This is a genomic window from Morganella morganii (assembly GCF_041099235.1).
GTDB lineage: Bacteria > Pseudomonadota > Gammaproteobacteria > Enterobacterales > Enterobacteriaceae > Morganella > Morganella morganii_E.
Map to the genome: position 1 here is coordinate 117,361 of NZ_JBFZSO010000007.1, position 20,521 is coordinate 137,881.

At 53.1% G+C, this 20,521-nt stretch carries 18 protein-coding genes; 8 read left to right on the plus strand and 10 right to left on the minus strand.

From position 1 onward, the window contains the following. Positions 1-2 precede the first annotated feature (2 nt). Both AB7038_RS12980 and tolC read right to left on the minus strand, forming a co-directional pair. Complete coding sequence (locus tag AB7038_RS12980) at positions 3-683, minus strand: DUF1190 family protein (protein WP_049241871.1); 681 nt, start codon at positions 681-683, stop codon at positions 3-5. Between the two features lie 305 nt (positions 684-988). Further along, positions 989-2,353: an outer membrane channel protein TolC gene (gene tolC, locus AB7038_RS12985; RefSeq protein WP_368899264.1), complete on the minus strand. Its 1,365-nt coding sequence runs from the start codon at positions 2,351-2,353 to the stop codon at positions 989-991. 219 nt (positions 2,354-2,572) lie between these two features. Here tolC and nudF point away from each other — a divergent pair, with 219 nt between their 5' ends. From nudF to ftsP, 7 genes are all read left to right on the plus strand, one after another. Then, the gene (gene nudF, locus AB7038_RS12990; RefSeq protein ID WP_004242162.1) at positions 2,573-3,211 is read left to right on the plus strand and encodes an ADP-ribose diphosphatase; all 639 of its coding nucleotides are present in this window, start codon (positions 2,573-2,575) and stop codon (positions 3,209-3,211) included. A gap of 108 nt (positions 3,212-3,319) precedes the next feature. Next, on the plus strand, positions 3,320-4,153 hold the full coding sequence (gene cpdA, locus AB7038_RS12995; protein ID WP_368889765.1) for a 3',5'-cyclic-AMP phosphodiesterase: 834 nt from the start codon (positions 3,320-3,322) through the stop codon (positions 4,151-4,153). Next, positions 4,153-4,731, plus strand: coding sequence for an esterase YqiA (yqiA, locus tag AB7038_RS13000; RefSeq protein ID WP_108655503.1), 579 nt, complete (start codon positions 4,153-4,155; stop codon positions 4,729-4,731). Before cpdA ends, yqiA begins: the two co-directional genes overlap by 1 nt. Before the next feature lie 95 nt (positions 4,732-4,826). Further along, positions 4,827-6,722 (plus strand): DNA topoisomerase IV subunit B, encoded by a 1,896-nt coding sequence (gene parE, locus AB7038_RS13005; protein ID WP_369453448.1) that lies wholly within the window; start codon positions 4,827-4,829, stop codon positions 6,720-6,722. A 42-nt stretch (positions 6,723-6,764) separates the two neighbouring features. Then, on the plus strand, positions 6,765-9,026 hold the full coding sequence (gene parC, locus AB7038_RS13010) for a DNA topoisomerase IV subunit A (protein WP_369453449.1): 2,262 nt from the start codon (positions 6,765-6,767) through the stop codon (positions 9,024-9,026). A gap of 79 nt (positions 9,027-9,105) precedes the next feature. Beyond that, positions 9,106-9,852, plus strand: coding sequence for a 1-acylglycerol-3-phosphate O-acyltransferase (locus tag AB7038_RS13015; RefSeq protein WP_072872063.1), 747 nt, complete (start codon positions 9,106-9,108; stop codon positions 9,850-9,852). 228 nt (positions 9,853-10,080) lie between these two features. Next, a complete protein-coding gene (gene ftsP, locus AB7038_RS13020; protein ID WP_072872118.1) occupies positions 10,081-11,508 on the plus strand; it encodes a cell division protein FtsP in 1,428 nt (475 codons plus the stop codon). A 52-nt stretch (positions 11,509-11,560) separates the two neighbouring features. Here the strand turns inward: ftsP and AB7038_RS13025 are convergent, their stop codons facing one another. Both AB7038_RS13025 and AB7038_RS13030 read right to left on the minus strand, forming a co-directional pair. After that, positions 11,561-12,313 (minus strand): nucleotidyltransferase domain-containing protein, encoded by a 753-nt coding sequence (locus AB7038_RS13025; protein WP_225902521.1) that lies wholly within the window; start codon positions 12,311-12,313, stop codon positions 11,561-11,563. Between the two features lie 11 nt (positions 12,314-12,324). Further along, a complete protein-coding gene (locus AB7038_RS13030; RefSeq protein ID WP_004237166.1) occupies positions 12,325-12,939 on the minus strand; it encodes a LysE family transporter in 615 nt (204 codons plus the stop codon). A gap of 171 nt (positions 12,940-13,110) precedes the next feature. Here AB7038_RS13030 and folA point away from each other — a divergent pair, with 171 nt between their 5' ends. Further along, positions 13,111-13,605 carry a type 3 dihydrofolate reductase gene (gene folA / locus AB7038_RS13035; protein ID WP_015422448.1) on the plus strand — a complete coding sequence of 165 codons (495 nt, stop codon included), beginning with the start codon at positions 13,111-13,113 and terminating at the stop codon, positions 13,603-13,605. Positions 13,606-13,701: 96 nt separating this feature from the next. Here the strand turns inward: folA and apaH are convergent, their stop codons facing one another. From apaH to lptD, 6 genes are all read right to left on the minus strand, one after another. Then, a complete protein-coding gene (apaH, locus tag AB7038_RS13040; RefSeq protein ID WP_368889762.1) occupies positions 13,702-14,535 on the minus strand; it encodes a bis(5'-nucleosyl)-tetraphosphatase (symmetrical) ApaH in 834 nt (277 codons plus the stop codon). Positions 14,536-14,541: 6 nt separating this feature from the next. Further along, a complete protein-coding gene (gene apaG, locus AB7038_RS13045) occupies positions 14,542-14,919 on the minus strand; it encodes a Co2+/Mg2+ efflux protein ApaG (protein WP_004237169.1) in 378 nt (125 codons plus the stop codon). Between the two features lie 10 nt (positions 14,920-14,929). After that, positions 14,930-15,742 carry a 16S rRNA (adenine(1518)-N(6)/adenine(1519)-N(6))-dimethyltransferase RsmA gene (rsmA, locus tag AB7038_RS13050; RefSeq protein ID WP_004237170.1) on the minus strand — a complete coding sequence of 271 codons (813 nt, stop codon included), beginning with the start codon at positions 15,740-15,742 and terminating at the stop codon, positions 14,930-14,932. Further along, positions 15,739-16,737, minus strand: coding sequence for a 4-hydroxythreonine-4-phosphate dehydrogenase PdxA (pdxA, locus tag AB7038_RS13055; protein ID WP_004237171.1), 999 nt, complete (start codon positions 16,735-16,737; stop codon positions 15,739-15,741). Before pdxA ends, rsmA begins: the two co-directional genes overlap by 4 nt. Next, positions 16,721-18,019, minus strand: coding sequence for a peptidylprolyl isomerase SurA (gene surA / locus AB7038_RS13060; protein ID WP_368889761.1), 1,299 nt, complete (start codon positions 18,017-18,019; stop codon positions 16,721-16,723). Before surA ends, pdxA begins: the two co-directional genes overlap by 17 nt. A gap of 70 nt (positions 18,020-18,089) precedes the next feature. Further along, positions 18,090-20,459, minus strand: coding sequence for an LPS assembly protein LptD (gene lptD / locus AB7038_RS13065; protein WP_368889760.1), 2,370 nt, complete (start codon positions 20,457-20,459; stop codon positions 18,090-18,092). Positions 20,460-20,521 lie beyond the last annotated feature (62 nt).

Here is a 20,521-nt window from a genome sequence, read left to right on the forward strand (position 1 = left end):
AATCAGCCGCCCATTGAACGGGAAGATGAATTGCTGCTGCCGGATGAGCGCTGCATGGTGTTCTGTTTCGCCACGCTGTCACCGAAGCCGCCGCGTGTGGTGGTGGTTGTGGTGGCCGGTTTTGGTGCCATGGCGGTTTTCGGTACTGTCATGCTGCGGCCGCCGGTGGCAGAACCGTAGTTTTTACCGGTAGCATCAACAAACTTGCCGTTAGCCGGGCTTGCCGGGTTACGGGAGGTGAACAGCGGCTGAGAGGCTGCGGCACCGCCGCCCATCATACGGCCCATCATATAACCGGCCATCAGCGGCATCCAGAAACTGCCGGAAGCCTGAGCAGGCTGCTGCTGTTGCTGGCTGTTGTTCGCCAGCTCTGTTGGTGCCTGAGTACACTGGGCTTCACCGAATTCTGCCACACAGTCTTCGCGGGTGGCATATTTCGGTGCGGTTTTTGCTGCTTCTTCCAGTGCGTTGTTATAGGCAGTGGTACATTCACCGGCCTGTGACGGGTTCGCTGCGGAACACTGCTCTGCGGTGGTGTAGAGCGCAACGGTTTCATCGGCTTCATCGCAGGCGGTTAACATCAGAACAGCGCCGACAGCAGCCGCAACAGGTGCCAGGCGGTACTGACGCCAGGTTTTGCGGAAAGCGTCGCGGTTAATATTTTTGGTGCGTTTCATTGTCATCGTCGTTATATCCGGAAACGGTTTTATGAGAGGTAATTACTGTCTAGGATAGGGTAAAACTGTGTGAAATTAAAGCAATAATCTGCTTTTTGCATCTGATGTGAATTAAATCAGATTAACAGAAAAAAAAGATACCGGTATCGCGGTATTTTTACGGGGAGAATACGGCCGGCCGGTGTAATTATATTGCGGTCTCCGGTATATAACCTGATATTTCACTGCCCGGCAGAAGTATTATCTGCAAAAACAGCAAAAGTATAAAAAAACCCGCCGGAAGGCGGGTTCTTATCATACAAACATCAGGATCAGCGGGTGGTCGGTGCCACGGAAGCCGGTGATGTGGAAATGGTTTTACCCAGCACCTGGTTGAGACGCAGGATATCTTCTTCATTCAGCGTACCGCGTGCCTGACCGATATAAAGCTGGTTAATCAGATAGTCATAACGGGCGTTGGACAGACTTTTCTTCGCTTCATACAGAGTAGTGGTGGCGTTCAGCACATCCACAATCGTACGCGTCCCCACCTGATAACCGGCTTCGGTTGCATCGAGTGAGCTTTCCGCAGAGGTCACAACCTGTTTGTAGGCGTTCACGCTGCTGATTGAGGCGTTGATATTGTTGTAAGAAGAGCGGGTGGTCTGAACAACCTGACGCAGTGTCGCTTCCAGTTTTTCGCTGGCCGCAGTATAGCCGTACTGAGCCTGATCAACCTGTGATGACACAGCACCACCGGTGTACAGCGGGATACTGACGTTCACGCCGATGGTGCTCTGGCCTGCATAGCTGTTATCAGGGCGACCGTTAGGGTAGCCGTTGCCGCTGTAATCGGTGTTGGTTACGCCTGTGCCGGCACTCAGGTTCACAGTCGGATAGTGACCGGATTCTGCCAGGCTGATTTGCTCTTTCGCCAGGTTACGGCTCAGTGTGGCGCTCAGCAGGTTCAGGTTACGTTCCTGTGCTTCTTTCAGCAGTGCTTCGATGGCATCCGGGGCATTGGTTTTAAAGCGGTTAACATCCAGGGAGGCTAATTCGCTGTAATAAATACCGCTCACCTGACGCAGTGCTTCAATGGCGTTTTCGACATCGTTACGGCCAGCGACTTCCTGAGCCAGAACACTGTCGTAGTTAGCGCGGGCGTTCTGTACGTCAGTAATGGCGACCAGGCCGACATTGAAACGCTGAGTGGTCTGATCCAGCTGACGGTAGACGGCTTCTTTCTGTGCCTGTACGAAGGACAGGGTATCCAGTGCGCGCAGAACATTAAAGTAAGCAACGGCGGTATCCACAATCAGCTGCTGTTGGGCACTCTGGAATGTGATATCGCTGATCCCGGCAGTTTGTTCCTGCAGGTTCAGCTGACGCCATTTGCTCATGTCAAAAATTGTCTGAGTCAGTTTCAGCTGTGCATTCAGTGCATTATTGCTCTGGTTACTGTTATCACGGTAACCGCTGTTATAGTCATAACCCCCGCTTAAACCTAACTGCGGCAGTAACGGACTGCGGGCTTCGTTAATTTTTTCGAAAGCCTGGTTACGTTCAGCCTGAGTCTGACGGAGGGTCGGGTTGGTCTCTTTCGCTTTTTGATAAACCTGCAGGAGGTCTTCAGCCTGGGTGACAGAGCTGAAACCTGCCACACTCACAGCAATGAGAAGAGAAAGCAGTTTCTTCATTAGGATTCCTTTTTGCACAGCGCTAATCTGTCAGTTGCCTCACGGGAAGCACCAAATGGCTCTAATTCTAGCAGAGTCCGCTCGCTAATAAAGGTAGCCGTTTGTGCCTTCTGCGTTAAATTAGATTAACTTTACCTCAACGGGATGAAAATTTCTTTATCTCTGCAGAGGAAAAAGGCCATTATCACTGATAATTGATGTATTGGCGGAGAAAATAGTATGAAACACACATCCGGATTACCTTTTGCGTTCAGCAGCGATGACGTGGAGATAATCAGTAAGAAAACCCTGTTTTCAGGATTTTTTAAGATTAATGAATACCGTTTCCGTCACCGGTTATTTGAGGGCGGCTGGAGCCCGGAAATCCGGCGCGAGGTCTTCGAACGGGGCAATGCCGGAGTGATTTTGCCGTATGACCCGGTTCGTGATGAAATTGTGCTGATTGAACAGATTCGTCTGCCGGCTATCGAAAGCAGCCAGACGCCCTGGCTGCTGGAAGCTGTGGCCGGGATGATCGATAAAAGCGGGGAATCCGCCGAAGATGTGGTACGGCGTGAAGCGGAAGAGGAAGCGGGGCTGAAAATCGGCCGCTGTACTTTTGCACTGAGCTATCTTTCAAGCCCCGGCGGGACATCCGAGCGGATGTATGTGTATATCGGCGAGGCGGATACCACGGCAGCGGGCGGGGTTCACGGGCTGGCGCAGGAGAATGAGGACATCCGTGTTCATGTGGTCAGCCGGGAACAGGCGTATGAATGGGTTGAAAAAGGTGTGATCGATAACGCAGCAACTGTCATTGCAATTCAGTGGCTTACACTGCACTATGAGCGTATACGCACAACGTGGCGGGATAAATAATCCGGATTTTTTTATACGCATCCGGGGAATTGTGTGCGGGATTGCAGATCTTCTTCGCCGAAACACGTTATCATTATATGTTAGTTGTTAAAATAACAAGGACATCGATTGGAAACCCCGTTGCACTTGCCCGTGGCTGACGGCGCTGCGGTCAGAATTTTACAGATTACCGATACGCATCTTTTTGCCGGCGAAACCGACACGCTGCTGGGCATTAATACCCTGAGCAGTTATCACGCCGTGCTGGATGCTATCGTAAAACAGCAGTTACCGGCTGACCTGATTGTTGCCACCGGTGATCTGGTTCAGGATCAGAGCACCCGGGCCTATCAGCGGTTTACGGACGGTATTGCCCGTTTACCGGCGCCGTGTGTCTGGCTGCCGGGGAATCATGATTACCAGCCGTCCATGGCGCAGGAACTGGCCGCCGCCGGTATCTCTCCCTCCAAGCAGGTGCTGCTCGGGGATCAGTGGCAGATCCTGCTGCTCGACAGTCAGGTTCAGAGTGTGCCGCACGGCGAACTGAGTGATGATCAGCTTATCTGGCTGGATAACTGCCTGGCGCAGCAGCCTGACCGCCATACTGTTGTTATGCTGCATCACCATCCGCTGGCATCCGGCTGTACCTGGCTCGATCAGCACAGTCTGCGCAACTCGCATATGCTGGCTGAGGTTCTGACCCGCTATCAGAATATTGAAGGTATTTTGTGCGGGCATATTCATCAGGATCTGGATGTGATGTGGAACGGTATCCGCATTCTGGCCACGCCGTCGACCTGTGTCCAGTTCAAACCGCACTGCACCAATTTTACGCTGGATACCGCCGCGCCGGGCTGGCGTTATCTGGAGCTGACCACCGGTGATAATCCGTCGCTGACCACACAGCTGTTCCGGCTGGATACGGATGAATTCAGCCCTGACCTGGGTTCGGACGGTTACTGATGGCGACGCTCCTTTATCTGCACGGCTTCAACAGTTCCCCGTTGTCAGAGAAAGGGACGATGCTGAAAGCGTGGCTGGCTGAGCACCATCCGGCGATCCGGATGCTACAGCCGCAGATCCCCTGCTATCCGGATGAAGCCGCACTGTTTCTGGAAGATCTTATGAACTCGCTGGCCGGTGAGGACACCGGCATTGTCGGGTCGTCGCTGGGCGGGTATTTTGCCCTCTGGCTGTCACAGGCGTTTGATGTCCCCGCGGTGGTGGTCAATCCGGCAGTATATCCGTTTGATCTGCTTCAGGATTATCTCGGGGAAAATCAAAACCCTTACACCGGCGAGCGTTACACACTCGAACCGCATCATATGCAGGATTTACGGGCTATTTTTGCCGATCCTGTCGAATCACCGGATTTGATCTGGTTATTGCAGCAGACCGGCGATGAAGTGCTGGATTACCGCCAGGCGGTCACCCATCTGGTGGCATGCAAACAGACGATTGAATCCGGCGGAAACCACGCCTTTACCGGATTTCAGCGCTATTTTCCGCAGATAATTGAGTTCCTCGGCCTCGGCCATTAATGAAAAATCGTATTTAAATTTATCCGGGACTGGTATTATCGCCAGTATCATTCACGTATTTTGTTTATTTTTTAGCGAAAAACCGATAATCCAACATGACGCAATCATCTTATAACGCAGAGGATATTGAAGTCCTCAGTGGTTTGGAGCCTGTCCGCCGCCGTCCGGGTATGTACACGGACACGACGCGGCCGAATCACCTTGCTCAGGAAGTTATCGACAACAGCGTCGATGAAGCTTTAGCCGGTCACGCTAAATCTGTCGAAGTCATTTTGCATAAAGATCAGTCTGTTGAAGTGATTGACGACGGGCGCGGGATGCCGGTGGATATCCACCCGGAAGAGAAAGTCTCTGCGGTCGAACTGATCATGACCCGCCTGCATGCCGGGGGGAAGTTCTCCAATAAAAACTATCAGTTTTCCGGTGGTCTTCACGGAGTAGGTATTTCCGTGGTCAATGCGTTGTCAAAACGCACCGAAGTGACTGTCCGCCGTGACGGACAGGTTTATCAGATTGCCTTTGAAAATGGTGACAAAGTCAGTGAACTGGCTGTCATCGGGCAGTGCGGCAAACGCAACACCGGTACCAGTGTGCATTTCTGGCCGGATGAGCAGTTTTTTGACAGTCCGCGCTTCTCTGTCTCCCGGCTGGTGCATCTGCTGAAAGCCAAAGCCGTGCTGTGCCCGGGTGTTGAGATCCTTTTCAAAGATAATGTGAACGACACCGAACAGCGCTGGTGTTATCAGGATGGTCTGACCGATTACCTGATGGAAAACGTCAACGGTCTCGTGACCCTGCCGGAAGCGGCGTTTACCGGCAAACATGCCGGGGACAACGAAGAGGTGGACTGGGCGCTGCTGTGGCTGCCGGAAGGCGGTGAACTGCTGACCGAAAGTTACGTCAACCTGATCCCGACTCCGCTGGGCGGTACTCATGCTAATGGTCTGCGCCAGGGGCTGCTCGACGGTATCCGCGAGTTCTGCGAATTCCGTAATATTCTGCCGCGCGGTGTGAAGTTATCCGCCGATGATATCTGGGAGCGCTGTGCGTATGTGCTCTCCGTGAAGATGCAGGATCCGCAGTTTGCCGGTCAGACCAAAGAACGTCTCTCATCACGTCAGTGCGCGGCATTTGTCAGCGGCGTGGTGAAGGATGCCTTCAGTCTGTGGCTCAACCAGAACGTACAGGCAGCGGAACAACTGGCGGAAATGGCGATTGCCAGCGCCCAGCGCCGTCTGCGGGCCGCGAAAAAAGTGGTGCGCAAAAAGCTGACGTCAGGTCCGGCGCTGCCGGGGAAACTGGCAGACTGTTCATCCCAGGATCTGAATCAGACCGAACTGTTCCTGGTGGAAGGGGATTCGGCGGGCGGTTCAGCCAAACAGGCCCGTGATCGTGAATTCCAGGCCATCATGCCGTTGCGCGGTAAGATACTGAATACCTGGGAAGTGTCGTCTGATGAAGTGCTGGCGTCTCAGGAAGTGCATGATATTTCTGTGGCTATCGGTATCGATCCGGACAGCGACGATTTAAGCACCCTGCGTTACGGTAAAATCTGTATCCTCGCGGATGCGGACTCGGACGGACTGCACATCGCCACCCTGCTGTGCGCGCTGTTTGTGCGTCACTTCCCGGCGCTGGTGAAAGCTGGTCATGTCTATATGGCCATGCCGCCGCTCTATCGTATCGACCTCGGTAAAGAGGTGCATTACGCCCTCGATGAGAGCGAGAAAAATGCGATTCTGGATAAATTAAGCCGCAAGCGCGGCAAACCGAATGTGCAGCGTTTTAAAGGGCTGGGGGAAATGAACCCCGGTCAGTTGCGTGAAACGACCTTGGATCCGAATACCCGGCGTCTGGTACAGCTCACTATCAGTGAGGAAAACTATCAGGAAACCATGTCGGTGATGGATATGCTCCTCGGCAAGAAACGTGCGGAAGACCGCCGTAACTGGCTGCAGGAAAAAGGTGATCGGGTGGAATTGGATGTGTGATGTCACCCCGTGACGGCACAAAAGGTCAGAGGAACAGAGTGAATGAGTGAAATAACTCATGACGGTGTGGAGCGCCAGGCGCTTCATAATTTTACAGAGAATGCCTACCTCAACTATTCCATGTACGTCATCATGGACAGGGCACTCCCTTTTATCGGCGACGGGTTAAAACCGGTTCAGCGGCGTATCGTGTACGCCATGTCTGAACTGGGGCTGAGCAACTCCGCCAAATACAAAAAATCCGCCCGTACCGTCGGTGACGTGCTGGGTAAATACCATCCGCACGGCGACAGCGCCTGTTATGAGGCGATGGTACTGATGGCGCAGCCGTTCTCTTACCGCTACCCGCTGGTGGACGGTCAGGGGAACTGGGGGGCACCGGATGATCCGAAATCCTTTGCCGCCATGCGTTATACCGAATCGCGCCTGTCAAAATATGCGGAAGTGCTGCTCAGTGAGCTGGGACACGGCACCGCAGACTGGGTGCCGAACTTTGACGGCACCATGCAGGAGCCGAAAATGTTACCGGCGCGTCTGCCGAACATTCTGCTCAACGGCACCACCGGGATTGCGGTCGGTATGGCGACGGATATTCCGCCGCACAACGCCCGTGAAGTGACCGGTGCACTGCTGGCGCTGATCGACAAGCCGTCTCTGTCTCTCGAAGAGGTGATGGCGTTTATCCCGGGACCGGATTATCCGACAGAAGCGGAAATTATCACCGGACCGGAAGATATCCGTAAGATCTATAAATCCGGCCGCGGCTCTGTGCGTATGCGCGCGGTATGGACAATTGAGGACGGTAATGCGGTGATCACCGCGCTGCCGCACCAGGTTTCCGGCGCGAAAGTGCTGGAGCAGATAGCGGCGCAGATGCGGGCGAAAAAGCTGCCGATGGTGGACGATCTGCGTGATGAATCAGATCATGAAAATCCGACCCGGCTGGTGGTTGTGCCGCGCAGTAACCGGATCGATCTTGAGCAGGTGATGACTCACCTGTTCGCGACCACGGATCTGGAAAGAAGCTACCGCATCAACCTGAATATGATCGGTCTGGACGGACGTCCGGCAGTCAAAGGGCTGGTTGAGATCCTCAATGAGTGGCTGGTTTACCGCCGCGAAACGGTGCGCCGCCGCCTGAATCACCGGCTGGAAAAAGTACTGCGCCGTCTGCATATTCTCGACGGTTTGCTGCTCGCCTATCTCAACATTGATGAAGTGATTGAAATCATCCGTTCGGAAGATGAGCCGAAACCGGTACTGATGGATCGTTTCGGGCTGAGTGATACTCAGGCGGAAGCCATCCTCGAACTGAAATTACGCCACTTAGCCAAACTCGAAGAGATGAAAATCCGCGGCGAGCAGGATGAGCTGGCCAAAGAGCGTGATAAATTACAGGCTATTCTCGGCTCTGAGCGGCGCATGAACACGCTGCTGAAAAAAGAGCTTGAGGAAGATGCCAGACAGTACGGTGACGATCGCCGCTCCCCGCTCAATGAGCGCGAAGAGGCGAAAGCCATGAGCGAGCATGACATTCTGCCGTCCGAGCCGCTGACGGTTGTGCTGTCACAGATGGGCTGGGTGCGCAGCGCCAAAGGTCATGATATCGATCCGGCCGGTATGAACTACAAAGCGGGTGATACCTTCCTCGGTGCGGCAAGAGGTAAAAGTAATCAGCCGGTGGTGTTCCTGGATTCCACCGGGCGCAGTTACTCGCTCGATCCGCTGGAACTGCCGGGAGCCCGTGGTCAGGGTGAACCGCTGACCGGTAAACTGACACCGCCGCCGGGAGCTGTTTTTGAACAGGTGCTGATGAATGATGAAAATCAGAAGTACCTGATGGCCTCGGATGCCGGTTACGGATTTATCTGCACCTTCAGTGACCTGGTGGCGAAAAATAAAGCCGGGAAACTGCTGATCACGCTGCCGGATAATGCGAAAGCGATGACACCGATTGAGGTGAATGACGAGGAAAACGACCTTCTGCTGGCAGTATCGCAGGAAGGGCGGATGCTGCTGTTCCCTGTCGGTGATCTGCCGCAGCTGTCAAAAGGGAAGGGGAATAAAATTATCTCCATTACCTCTGCGGCGGCCGCAGCCGGGGAAGACGGCCTGGCACATCTGTTTGTGATCCGCCCGGATGCCAGTGTGACACTGCATTTCGGCAAGCGTAAACTGATGCTGCGTCCGGAAGATCTGCAGAAATTCCGTGCCGAGCGCGGACGCCGCGGTACGGCACTGCCGCGCGGTATGCAGAAGAAGATCGAACGGATTGATATTTCTGAACCGGAGCCGAAGGCGTAATATCCGGTATTAACAGCGATACTATTCACGGGGCAATGATTGCCCCGCTTTTCTTAAAAGGCCATTTTGCGGGGGACGCATGTTAGCCATTTTACGTATCATCATCGTTATTATTTATTGTATTTTCGGCAGTCTGGCCGGCATTCTTATCTGCCTGACCAGCCCGCGTAACCCGAAGCATGTGATGACCTTTGGCCGCATGTACGGCAAGCTTTCTCATGTTTTCGGCATCAAAATGGTGTACCGCATTCCGGAAGAAGCGAATCACTACGGCTCCTGTGTGTATGTGGGCAACCACCAGAACAACTATGACATGATCACCATGTCGAATGCGGTGCAGCCACGCACGGTGACTGTCGGTAAACGCAGCCTGATTTGGATCCCGTTTTTCGGGCAGTTGTACTGGATTTCGGGGAATATCCTGATTGACCGGAGCAACCGCAGCAAAGCCCATAACACCATTACCCAGGTGGCGGATCAGATCAAAAAGCGCAATATCTCTGTCTGGATGTTCCCGGAAGGCACACGCAGCCGCGGTCGCGGTATGCTGCCGTTTAAAACCGGTGCTTTCCACGCGGCAATGGCCGCCGGTGTGCCGGTGGTGCCGGTATGTGTGTCCACCACTCAGGGGCGCATTAAACTGAACCGCTGGAATAACGGTGTGGTGATTGTGGAAATGCTGCCGCCGATCGATACCTCGAAATATACCCGTGAGCAGGTGCGTGAACTGGCCGAAGATTGCCGCCAGATGATGATCAAACGTATTGCGGAGCTGGATAAGGAAGTGATTGAAATGGAAAAGCAAAAGGGCCGTAAAGACGCTTAATTTCCGTGACTGTCACGCTGGTTATACAATACCAGCCTTATTATTTTGCAACTTATCATAGATAAGTTTAGGAATTGCTCTTCATCCGCTATATCATACGCTTAACACTCCGTTGTTAAGCGTATGCCCTTCATGAAAAGATAACACGGATGTCTCTGTCTGCTCACCGGCATACGGGTGTTCGGCACAAATCATAAAAATCATGGAAACGTTTTTTTCGGAGATGCTATGACCCTGAGTCGGCGCCGGTTTATTCAAGCATCCGGCTTAGCTGTGTGTTTAGGCTCACTGCCTCTGTCTGTCCGCGCGGCAGATGAGGGCGGCAGTCAGCCGTTACCTGTTCCGCCGTTGCTGGAAAGCCGCAACGGACAGCCGTTATTTCTGACGATGCAGCGCACACACTGGTCATTTAACGGTAAAACGCAGGCCAGTGTCTGGGGCTTTAACGGTCGTTATCTCGGGCCGACTGTCCGGGTCCGTAATGGCGATGACATCAAAATGATTTACAGCAACCGCCTGTCAGAGCCGGTTGCAGTCAATGTCAGCGGGCTGCTGGTGCCGGGAACGGTCGCCGGAGGTGCCGCACGTCTGATTTCACCAAATACAGAATGGTCGCCGGTGATCCCGGTGCGCCAGCCGGCTGCAACCTGCTGGTATCATGCCAATACCCCGAACCGGATGGCACCGCACGTTTATAACGGGCTCGCCGGAATGTGGATTGTGGATGATGAGGAAAGCCGTAATCTGCCGCTGCCGAAAGAGTACGGCGTCAATGATTTCCCGCTGATCATTCAGGATAAACGCCTGGATTCCTTTGGTTCACCGGAGTACCGTACAGAAGGTGACGGTATGTTTATCGGTGACCGGCTGATCGTCAATGGTGCGGAAGATCCGTATCTGGAAGTGTCGAAAGGCTGGATCCGGCTGCGCATGGTCAATGCCGCAAACGCACGCCGCTTTGAACTGAAACTCAGTGACGGCCGTCCGTTCTATATGATTGCCTCTGATCAGGGTCTGCTGCCGTCACCGGTGGCGGTTGAGGTGCTGTCCCTGTCGCCGGGCGAACGGCGCGAAGTGCTGATCGATATGTCAAAAACAGAAACACTGACTATCACGGCCGGGGAATCCGCTACCCTGACAGAGCGTTTTAAAAGTCTGTTTGAGACATCAAACACACTGGTGAATACCAATGTGCTGACTATCCGCGCGACCGGTCTGATCTCGCTGGTAACGGATAATTTGCCAACCACCCTGATTCAGGATCCGACACAAATCACGACCGGTGTCCGTAACCGCGATGTGTCACTCAGTTTGTCACCGCCGGGGATTAACGGCGCGATGTGGGATATGAGCCGCACCGATATCCGCACACAGCAGGGCAACTGGGAGCGCTGGGTTGTCACAACTGATACCCCGCAGCCGTTCCATATCAGCGGTGTCCGCTTTAAGGTGATCAACCATAACGGCCAGTCACCGCAGCCGCAGGATTACGGCTGGAAAGATACTGTCTGGATTGACGGGCGCAGTGAATTGCTGGTGCAGATGATGCAGCCGTCGTATTCTCACTTCCCGTTCTTCTATTACAGCCAGTTCCTTGAACAGGCCGACAAAGGGGTTGTCGGGCAACTGGAAATTGAACCGTCTCCGCTGTATTAAAACACCCAAAATAAAAAAACCGCTGAATAATCAGCGGTTTTTTTGTGTTTGCTCAGCGGCTCAGCAGCCGCTTTTCCTCATCCCGCAGCCAGCGGGAGAATGTCCCGGCAACGGCGATAAACTGAATGATACCGGTGTCGGGTTCTTCGGTCTGTCCCAGCAGGAAGGTGATCGCGTGGCGTTTTTCCGGGTACAGTGCAATCGCTTTTCCGGCCATCTGCGGTAACGGCAGCGGGTAAGTGCAGGTTTCATAATCATTCCATACCAGTGCGGTGGCACGCAGCAGACGCCGCGCGGTTTCCCGCTTGATTCGCCGGATTTCAGCCAGCGGCGGGCTTTTTTGTAACTGCATCAGGTTGGTACGGACGAGTACCGGAAAATCACCGTTAATGCCGTGTATAATCTCACGATTCAGCGTCACGACAGGCAGTTTCAGCGTCAGGTCATCACCCCAGACCGGCAGACAAAAATGTGCCAGCCAGTAAGCCCAGACTGGCTGTTCTTCCGCAGAGGTCACTTCTGACAGCAGGCCGGTATCAAACCCGATTTTTGACACACTGCTGTGACGTGCGGTCAGTGCTTTGTCCAGACAACGGAGAATGGTTTTTTCCGCCGCGCTGAGCGGCCGGTGCAGAACCAGGGTCAGATCCAGATCAGAGCGGCCCGGAACAGCGCGGCCTTCTGCCACACTGCCGTAAACATAGATGCTGTGCAGAACACCCGGCAGAGCAGTGCACAGGGATTGTACGGCGTCCTGTATCACATTCTGAAATTCCGGCTGAAAAGTGTATTTATCTGTTTTCATTATCATAATCATCAGCTCATTGCGACCCGGACGCCAAAGCCAATCAGGACGACGCCAAGGACCTTATCGATATATTTCTGAATTTTCGCCAATCCGTGGCGTACCGGAGCACTCTGAATCAGCAGTACCAGTGATGGCCAGTAAACCACCGCCAGTCCCATTACAATAGCAGCATACCAGAGTTTTTCACCAAATCCGGAATTGATATCCAGTACCTGGGTAAAAATAGCAAGGAAAAAGAGTGTGGCTTTCGGGTTCAGCAGATTGCAGAGGAATCCCTGCATAAAGGCTTTTTTATAAGAAATACGCTGATGTGAGCCGTCCCCGGTATCAAGGGTATGCCCGGCACGTGCCAGCAGGCTGTTGATCCCTATCCAGATAAGGTAAGCCGCTCCGGCATATTTGAGGATCATAAACAGCCACGGTGTGGTGGTGATGATCACAGCAAGCCCGGCCACGCAGTAGGTCATGTGAATGGCGATCGCGGACAGAACACCCAGTGCGGTCATCATGGCAGCGGCACGCTGGTAACGGGCTGCGTTTTTCACAATCAGAAAGAAGTCCGGGCCCGGGGAGATCATACCGAGCGCAGCGATGGTGGTGACCATCAGAGTGGCGTCATACATGTGGTATATCCTTGCTGAAAAAGACCTGAATGCAGAGTAAAAGTATGACCCACCTTCAAGTGTGAAGACAAATAAATTATTTGTATTGATGAAACACTGAATTCAGTCGACGGCATTGAGTAGTTTACGTATAGTGACGGCAAAATTTCTCTCAGCCCTAAGGTGAAATGAATGAACATTAGCTTGATCGCTGCTTTAGCTATGGATCGGGTTATTGGCATGGAAAATGCGATGCCATGGACACTGCCGGAAGACCTGGCATGGTTTAAACGTAATACGGTGAATAAACCGGTGATCATGGGTCGCGTGACTTATGAATCTATCGGTCGTCCTCTGCCGGATCGCCTCAATATCGTGCTCAGCCGTACGCCGGGCAACGATGATCGCGTGGTCTGGGCGAAGTCAGTGGAAGAAGCACTGGCGATTGCACAGAAAGAAACAGACGGTGAAATCATGGTGATGGGCGGCGGTAAAGTCTACGGACAGTTCCTGCCGCTGGCGGATCGTTTATATCTGACACACGTTGATGCGGAAGTCAGCGGGGATACTTACTTCCCTGACTATGAGCCGGATGAGTGGGACTCCACTTTTATGGAATATCATGACGCGGATGAAGCAAACTCTCACGGTTTCTGCTTTGAAATCTTAGAGCGCCGTAAGAGCTGATTAATCAGTTGATTCGTATTATTTCATAAATAATGCTGATACAAAAAAAGCAGAGCCGGTGGCTCTGCTTTTTTCTTGTCCGTTACCGGTGGCCGCTCAGTCATCATCCTCATCCCGCACCGCAAAAGATTCCTGCCAGAAATAGCAGCGATCTTCCCAGCGCAGCATGGTGAGTTGTCCGCCCCAGCAGCAGCCGGTATCCAGCGCATAGATACCGCGTGGTGCCCCTTTGCCTTCCAGTGACGCCCAGTGACCAAAGGCCACACTGTAGCCTTCCGGTAGTTTTGACGGCAGGGCAAACCACGGTTTCAGCGGAGCGGAAACCTGATCCGGTTTATCCTTGCAGACCATATCCAGTTGTCCGCCGGGGAAGCAGTAGCGCATCCGTGTCAGGGCATTGGTGGAAAAACGCAGACGCGGCAGGCCCGTCAGGGAAGGTGACCAGTCATTCGGTAAATCACCATACATGGCGTTAATAAACAGCGGGTAGGTATCACTGCTGAGAACCGCTTCCACTTCACGCGCACAGGTAACGGCAGTTTCCAGATCCCACTGCGGGGTGATCCCGGCGTGAGCCATGATCAGTTTTTTCTCATGATCAACCTGTAACATCGGCTGGCGGCGCAGCCAGTTGATCAGCTCATCCAGATCCGGTGCGCTGAGCAGTTTGTTCAGATGATCACGCGGTTTATTGCGGCTGATCCCAGCGTAGATCCCCAGCAGATGCAGATCATGATTGCCGAGCACCAGCCTGACGCAGTCACCCAGGCTTTTGACATAACGGAGAACATCAAGTGAATCCGGGCCGCGGGCGACCAGATCACCGGTCAGCCACAGGGTATCAGCCTGCGGATCAAAATCAGCCTGAGCCAGTAATGCGCGAAGTTCATGGTAACAGCCATGAACATCGCCGATAAGATAGGTTGCCATAGAAAATCAGTGAATAAAGGTTGGTATTGCGAGCCGGAAAACAGGGATCTCACTGATGAAATCCGCACCCTCGTGATCCACCATAGTGTAATAACCTTCCATGGTGCCCAGCGGTGTTTCCAGAACTGTGCCGCTGGTATAACGATACTCTTCACCGGGCCGGATCACCGGCTGTTCACCGATGACACCTTCCCCCTGAACTTCTGTCTGGCGGCCTTCACTGTTGGTGATGCGCCAGTAGCGGCTGATAAGCTGCACAGGATCACGACCCAGGTTACGGATAGAAACGGTATAAGCGAAAACATAGCGTTCCGCATCCGGTTCAGACTGGCTTTCGATATAAACACTCTGAACCTGAATACAAATTCTCGGGTCGTTATTCATGATGAATCCCCTATGAGGCGGGATGTTCCGCCAGGTAATTGGCCATCAGACAGTATTGCGCAACACTGATATTTTCTGCACGTGTGGCCGGATCAATACCCAGCTCAGTCAGGGTTTCCGGACTGAACAGATCACCTAAGCTGTTGCGGATCGTTTTGCGGCGCTGGTTAAAGGCCTGCGTGGTCACCCGGCTGAGCAGCGCGACATCTTTCAGTACATACGGATTTTCGCGGTGCGGGATCAGGCGGACAACCGCTGAATCCACTTTTGGTGCCGGACGGAATGCCGTCGGCGGCACATCCAGAACCGGAACGACCTGGCAGTAATACTGTGCCATGACACTCAGACGGCCGTATGTTTTGCTGCCCGGACCGGCAACCAGACGGTTAACCACTTCTTTTTGCAGCATAAAGTTCATATCACTGATTGCGTTAGTGAAGGTGAACAGATGGAACATCAGCGGCGTGGAGATATTGTACGGCAGGTTACCGAACACCCGCAGCGGCTGGCCGCGTTCCTGTGCCAGTGCCGTGAAATCCACGGTCATGGCGTCCTGCTGAATAATGGTCAGTTTGCTTTGTAAAAACGGATGGCTGGCCAGACGGGCGGCCAGATCACGGTCAATTTCAATGACCGTCATTTTGTCCATGCGATCGGCAACCGGCTCAGTCAGTGCAGCCAGTCCCGGCCCGATTTCAACAATCGCCTGGCCGGGTTGCGGGTTAATCGACGCGACAATGCTGTCGATAATAAATTGATCGGTTAAGAAGTTCTGCCCGAAACGTTTACGGGCAAAATGCCCCTGATGGACTCGTGTATTCATTGACTGTTTTTAATCATTGTAATCGCTAAATTTAATGCGGTGATAAAACTACCCACATCTGCTTTGCCGGTACCTGCCAGTTCCAGGGCTGTGCCATGGTCGACAGAGGTCCGGATAAACGGCAGTCCCAGCGTGATATTCACGGCACGGCCGAATCCCTGATATTTTAGCACAGGCAGACCCTGATCGTGATACATGGCGAGCACGGCATCCGCACGCTCCAGGTATTTCGGCTGGAACAGGGTATCTGCCGGCAGCGGACCTTCCAGGGAAATGCCCTGTGCCCGCAGCTCATCGAGTGCCGGGATAATGGTGTCTATCTCTTCATGACCCATATGACCACCTTCCCCCGCATGCGGGTTCAGACCGCAGACGATGATATGCGGCTGCGCGATACCGAATTTGGTGCGTAGGTCATGATTGAGGATAGTGATCACTTCATGCAGGCAGGTGCGGTCAACGGCTGCCGGAACCTGTAAAATCGGCAGATGCGTAGTTGCCAGCGCCACCCGCATCTCTTCGGTGGCCAGCATCATCACCACACGCTTGCAGTGACTGCGGTCAGCAAAAAACTCTGTGTGGCCGATGAACGGGATCCCGGCATCGTTAATGATGCCTTTGTGCACCGGGCCTGTAATCAAAGCACCAAATTCACCCTGCAAACAGCCGTCACAGGCACGAGCCAGTGTTTCGGTCACATAGGCGGCATTTGCCACGTTAAGCTCACCGGCGACAGCCGGCGCTTTCAGTTCAACAGGCAGAATGGTCAGTGTGCCGGCGCGCTGCGGCTGACAGGCGGTATCCGGTGAATAAGGTTCAAGGGTGAGCGGCAGTGACAGGGCGTGTGCGCGTTGCTGCATCAGTTGCGGATCAGCACAGACCACCAGTTTTACCGGCCAGTCGCGCTGTGCCAGCGCGACTGTCAGGTCAGGACCAACCCCGGCAGGTTCGCCGGGGGTAATAACGACAGGTTTCAGCTTATTTGTTACTGCCATCTAAAATTTCCACGTAAGCGCCGGCGCGCTGTTCCTGCATCCAGCTCTGTAATTCTTCGCTGAATTTACGGTTAAACAGCATACGGTAAGCGCGATCTTTCTGAGCCGCTTCGGTCTTATCCACGTTGCGGGTATCCTCAAGCTGGATCAGGTGCCAGCCGAAAGAGGAGCGGACAGGCTGACTCAGTTCGCCTTTTTTCAGTTTCATCAGTGCGTCACGGAAAGCCGGGTCGTAGATATCAGGCATTGACCAGCCTAACTCACCACCACGCAGGGCAGAGCCCGGATCTTCTGAGAATTGTTTTGCCGCAGCATCAAAGGAGGTTTTACCGCTTTTCACATCAGCGGCAATCTGCTGCAGTTTGCTGCGTGCCTGGTCATCGGTCATTACCGGTGACGGTTTGATCAGAATATGACGGGCTTTCACTTCAGTCACAGAAATTGGCTGGCTGTTTCCGCGGACTTCATTCACGCGCAGAATGTGGAAGCCGACACCGGAACGCACCGGCCCGACAATCTCACCGCTTTTGGCTGTCTGAAGGCGCTCGGCAAACAGACCCGGCAGCTCCTGTAAACGGCTCCAGCCCATATTACCGCCTTTCAGCGCCTGTGGATCTGCAGAATAGGTGATCGCCAGTTTACCGAAATCGGCACCATGCTGAAGTTCATTCATAATGGTGGTGACTTTTTCTTTTGCTGCATTCATCTGATCTTCTGTCGGGTTTTCCGGCAGCGGGATCAGGATATGGCTGATGTTCAGTTCAGTATCCGCAGCGTTCTGTGTGCTGATAAGGTTTGCCAGAGAATCAACTTCCTGCGGCAGGATCACCACACGGCGGCGGACTTCGTTGTTACGGACTTCCGCCATCATCATTTCTTTGCGGATATCGCTGCGGTATTTGTCATAGCTCATACCGTCGCGTTTCAGACGATCTTTCATCTGGGCAAGGGTCATGTTGTTCTGACGGGCGATATCTTCGATAGCGCCGTCAACCGCCTGGTCAGGGATAGAGATCTGCATCTGTCCGGCCATCTGCATCACGATATTGTCCATGATAAGACGTTCAAGAATCTGCTGACGTAATGTTGCCTGATCCGGAATCTGCTGACCGGCATTGCGGGCATTCATGGTGACAGTCTGAAGCATATTATTGACATCACTCTCCAGAACCACACCGTTATTCACGACTGCCGCAACTTTATCAAGCTGCTGCGGTGCTGCGAATGAGGTTGTGCTTGCCGTGAACATCAGGCCGAGAATGAGTGTTCTCCAGTTTTTCATAAGTATCCCATCATGTTTCGTATCGCCGTACCGCCGGTACGGCATGTGAAAATTGTATCAGCTCAGGCGGTTAAAATGCCGGAACATACGGCAGAATACCGCGCTCAAGCATTTTCTGGCTGCCCAGACTATAATTGCTGCTCATACCGCGTAATTCGATATTAAACGTGATTTTATTGTCGTACTCACTGGCGTCATTTTTCCAGTCGATAATCTTACGCTCGTAACCGACGTTTGCCGCCCAGCAGCAGGTATTGTATTGCAGACCGACTAACTGGCTGGCCGGCTGGCTCTCTTTGGTGTCATAGTAATACTGACCGACAAAGGCCCACTGCTCCGCAATTGGCCAGCTGGCCACAATACCGACCTGAGAAATGCCTTGCTGGTTCCGCGGTGAAACGTATTTTTCGCCATACCGGGTATGCTGACGCATCGCCTGAATATAGTCCCGGTCCACATAGCGGTAATTCAGCTGAATCAGACGTTCTGCATCCTGTCGGTACTCCATTGTGGCGTTGGACATGGAGACACTGCCCAGACGGCGGTCATACTGAATGCCGCCTTTCAGGCCCCAGTTGTCGTTATAACGCCACATGGAATCACCCGCCCAGACCATCGAACCGGTTTCATCTTTTTCATCCACTACTGTATATTGAGAGTCACCGGTTCGCGGACGTTCAAAGTAGTAGATTTGACCCACAGAAACGTTAAATCGTTCAACTAATTCATCATCATAAATCCGGCTGGTTACCCCGGTGGTGACCTGGTTGGCGGATGCAATGCGATCCAGACCACTGTACATGCGGTCACGGAACAGGCCGCTGTAGCTGGACTGCATCAGCGTGGAGTCAAAGTTATTGATATTGTCCTGGTTTTTATACGGGACATACAGGTACTGCGCGCGCGGCTCTAATGTCTGGGTGAAGCTGTCATTAAAGAACATCGGCCGCTCGAAGATCATCTTCGCATCAGCCTTAAACTGCGGCAGCACCCGGGTAACATTTTTTTCAAGTTCGGAGTTCTTCAGTACTTCAGGAATATCCTGATCATAATGCGTTGCCATCAGCTTCGCTTCAGTATTGAAGCTGGCCCAGCCGTTAGACAGCGGCATGCTGAGTGTCGGTTCCGCATGAATACGGACGGCATCCGGATTATTTTTACCTACGCTGGTAAAGCGGGAGACCTGACCGTAGGCACGGAAATCAAACACTCCGAGGTCATTTTTATAATAATTGAGATCTAACTGCGGCTCAGCACGGTAGGAGGTCGCGTTATCATTGTTGGTCAGAATCTGGAACTGTTTGGCGGTTACGGTGGCGTTCCAGTTCGATTTTCGGATACCCACAGCCAGTTTTTGCGTGGCATAGCCGTCAGTGGAGTTACCGTAAGCGGAAGTGAAATCGGTAAAATAGCGCGAGTCACTGACTTTGGTGTAGTCAGAAGAGAACCACCAGTCCTGTGCAAACGACCCGCTGTGGCCCCAGTAGAATAACCAGCGGTCATTGGAATTACGTTTCGCCCACTCTGCATCACCGGCGGCTTCTTTGTCTTTCTTATACTGCGAGTCATCCAGCAGGAAATCAAAGGCCAGTGTGCCTGTACCGAATTGTGTCAGGTAACGGAACTCATTATCCATTTTCAGGCCGCGTTTACTGAAATAGTGCGGCGTGATAGTGGCATCGTAATTCGGGGCGATATTCCAGTAATACGGCAGGGTAAATTCCAGGCCGGATGATTTGGAATAGCTGCCGTTCGGGATCAGAAAACCGGAGCGGCGTTTATCACCGATCGGTAACTGGAGATACGGGCTGTAGAAGATCGGCACATTGGCGACACGGAAACGGGCGTTCCAGATTTCCGCAACCTGCTCTTCCCGGTCAATAATGACCTCAGAGCCTTTGACGCTCCAGCTGTCATTGCCCGGCAGGCAGGAGGTAAAGACCCCGTTTTCGAGGATGGTATAACGGTTTTCGCCGCGAAGCTTCATTTTGTCGGCATCACCGCGGCCCTGACGGCCGACCATCTGGTAATCGCCTTTCTCAACATCAGCATCATTGTTATTGAGATTCAGCCACGCTTTCGGCCCTTTCAGACGGATTTGCGGATCAGAATAGCGGACATCACCGGTCGCTGTCGCAATACGGACAGGATTGGTTTCTTCACCGCTCTGGGTGACTTCCACTTCCTCCGCTTTCAGATTCTGGTTACCTGAGCGGATATCAACGCCACCATCATATTTTACCGCGTGCGGATATTCGCCTGACACACCTTGTGCAGTGATATTGACCGGAAAATCGCCGGGTTTACCGTCAACAACCGGCTCGTCATACACCGGAACACCCAGCATACATTGCTCGGCAAGTGTGGCGGCTTGTGCAGCCTGACTGTATAACGCTGCCCAGATAATGGTGGCCAGCAGGGTTGGATAACTCTTCTTCATAAGTATGTCTGCAATTCCGTCCTCGGTAGCACATTGCCCGAACGCCAAAAGCCTAATTTACA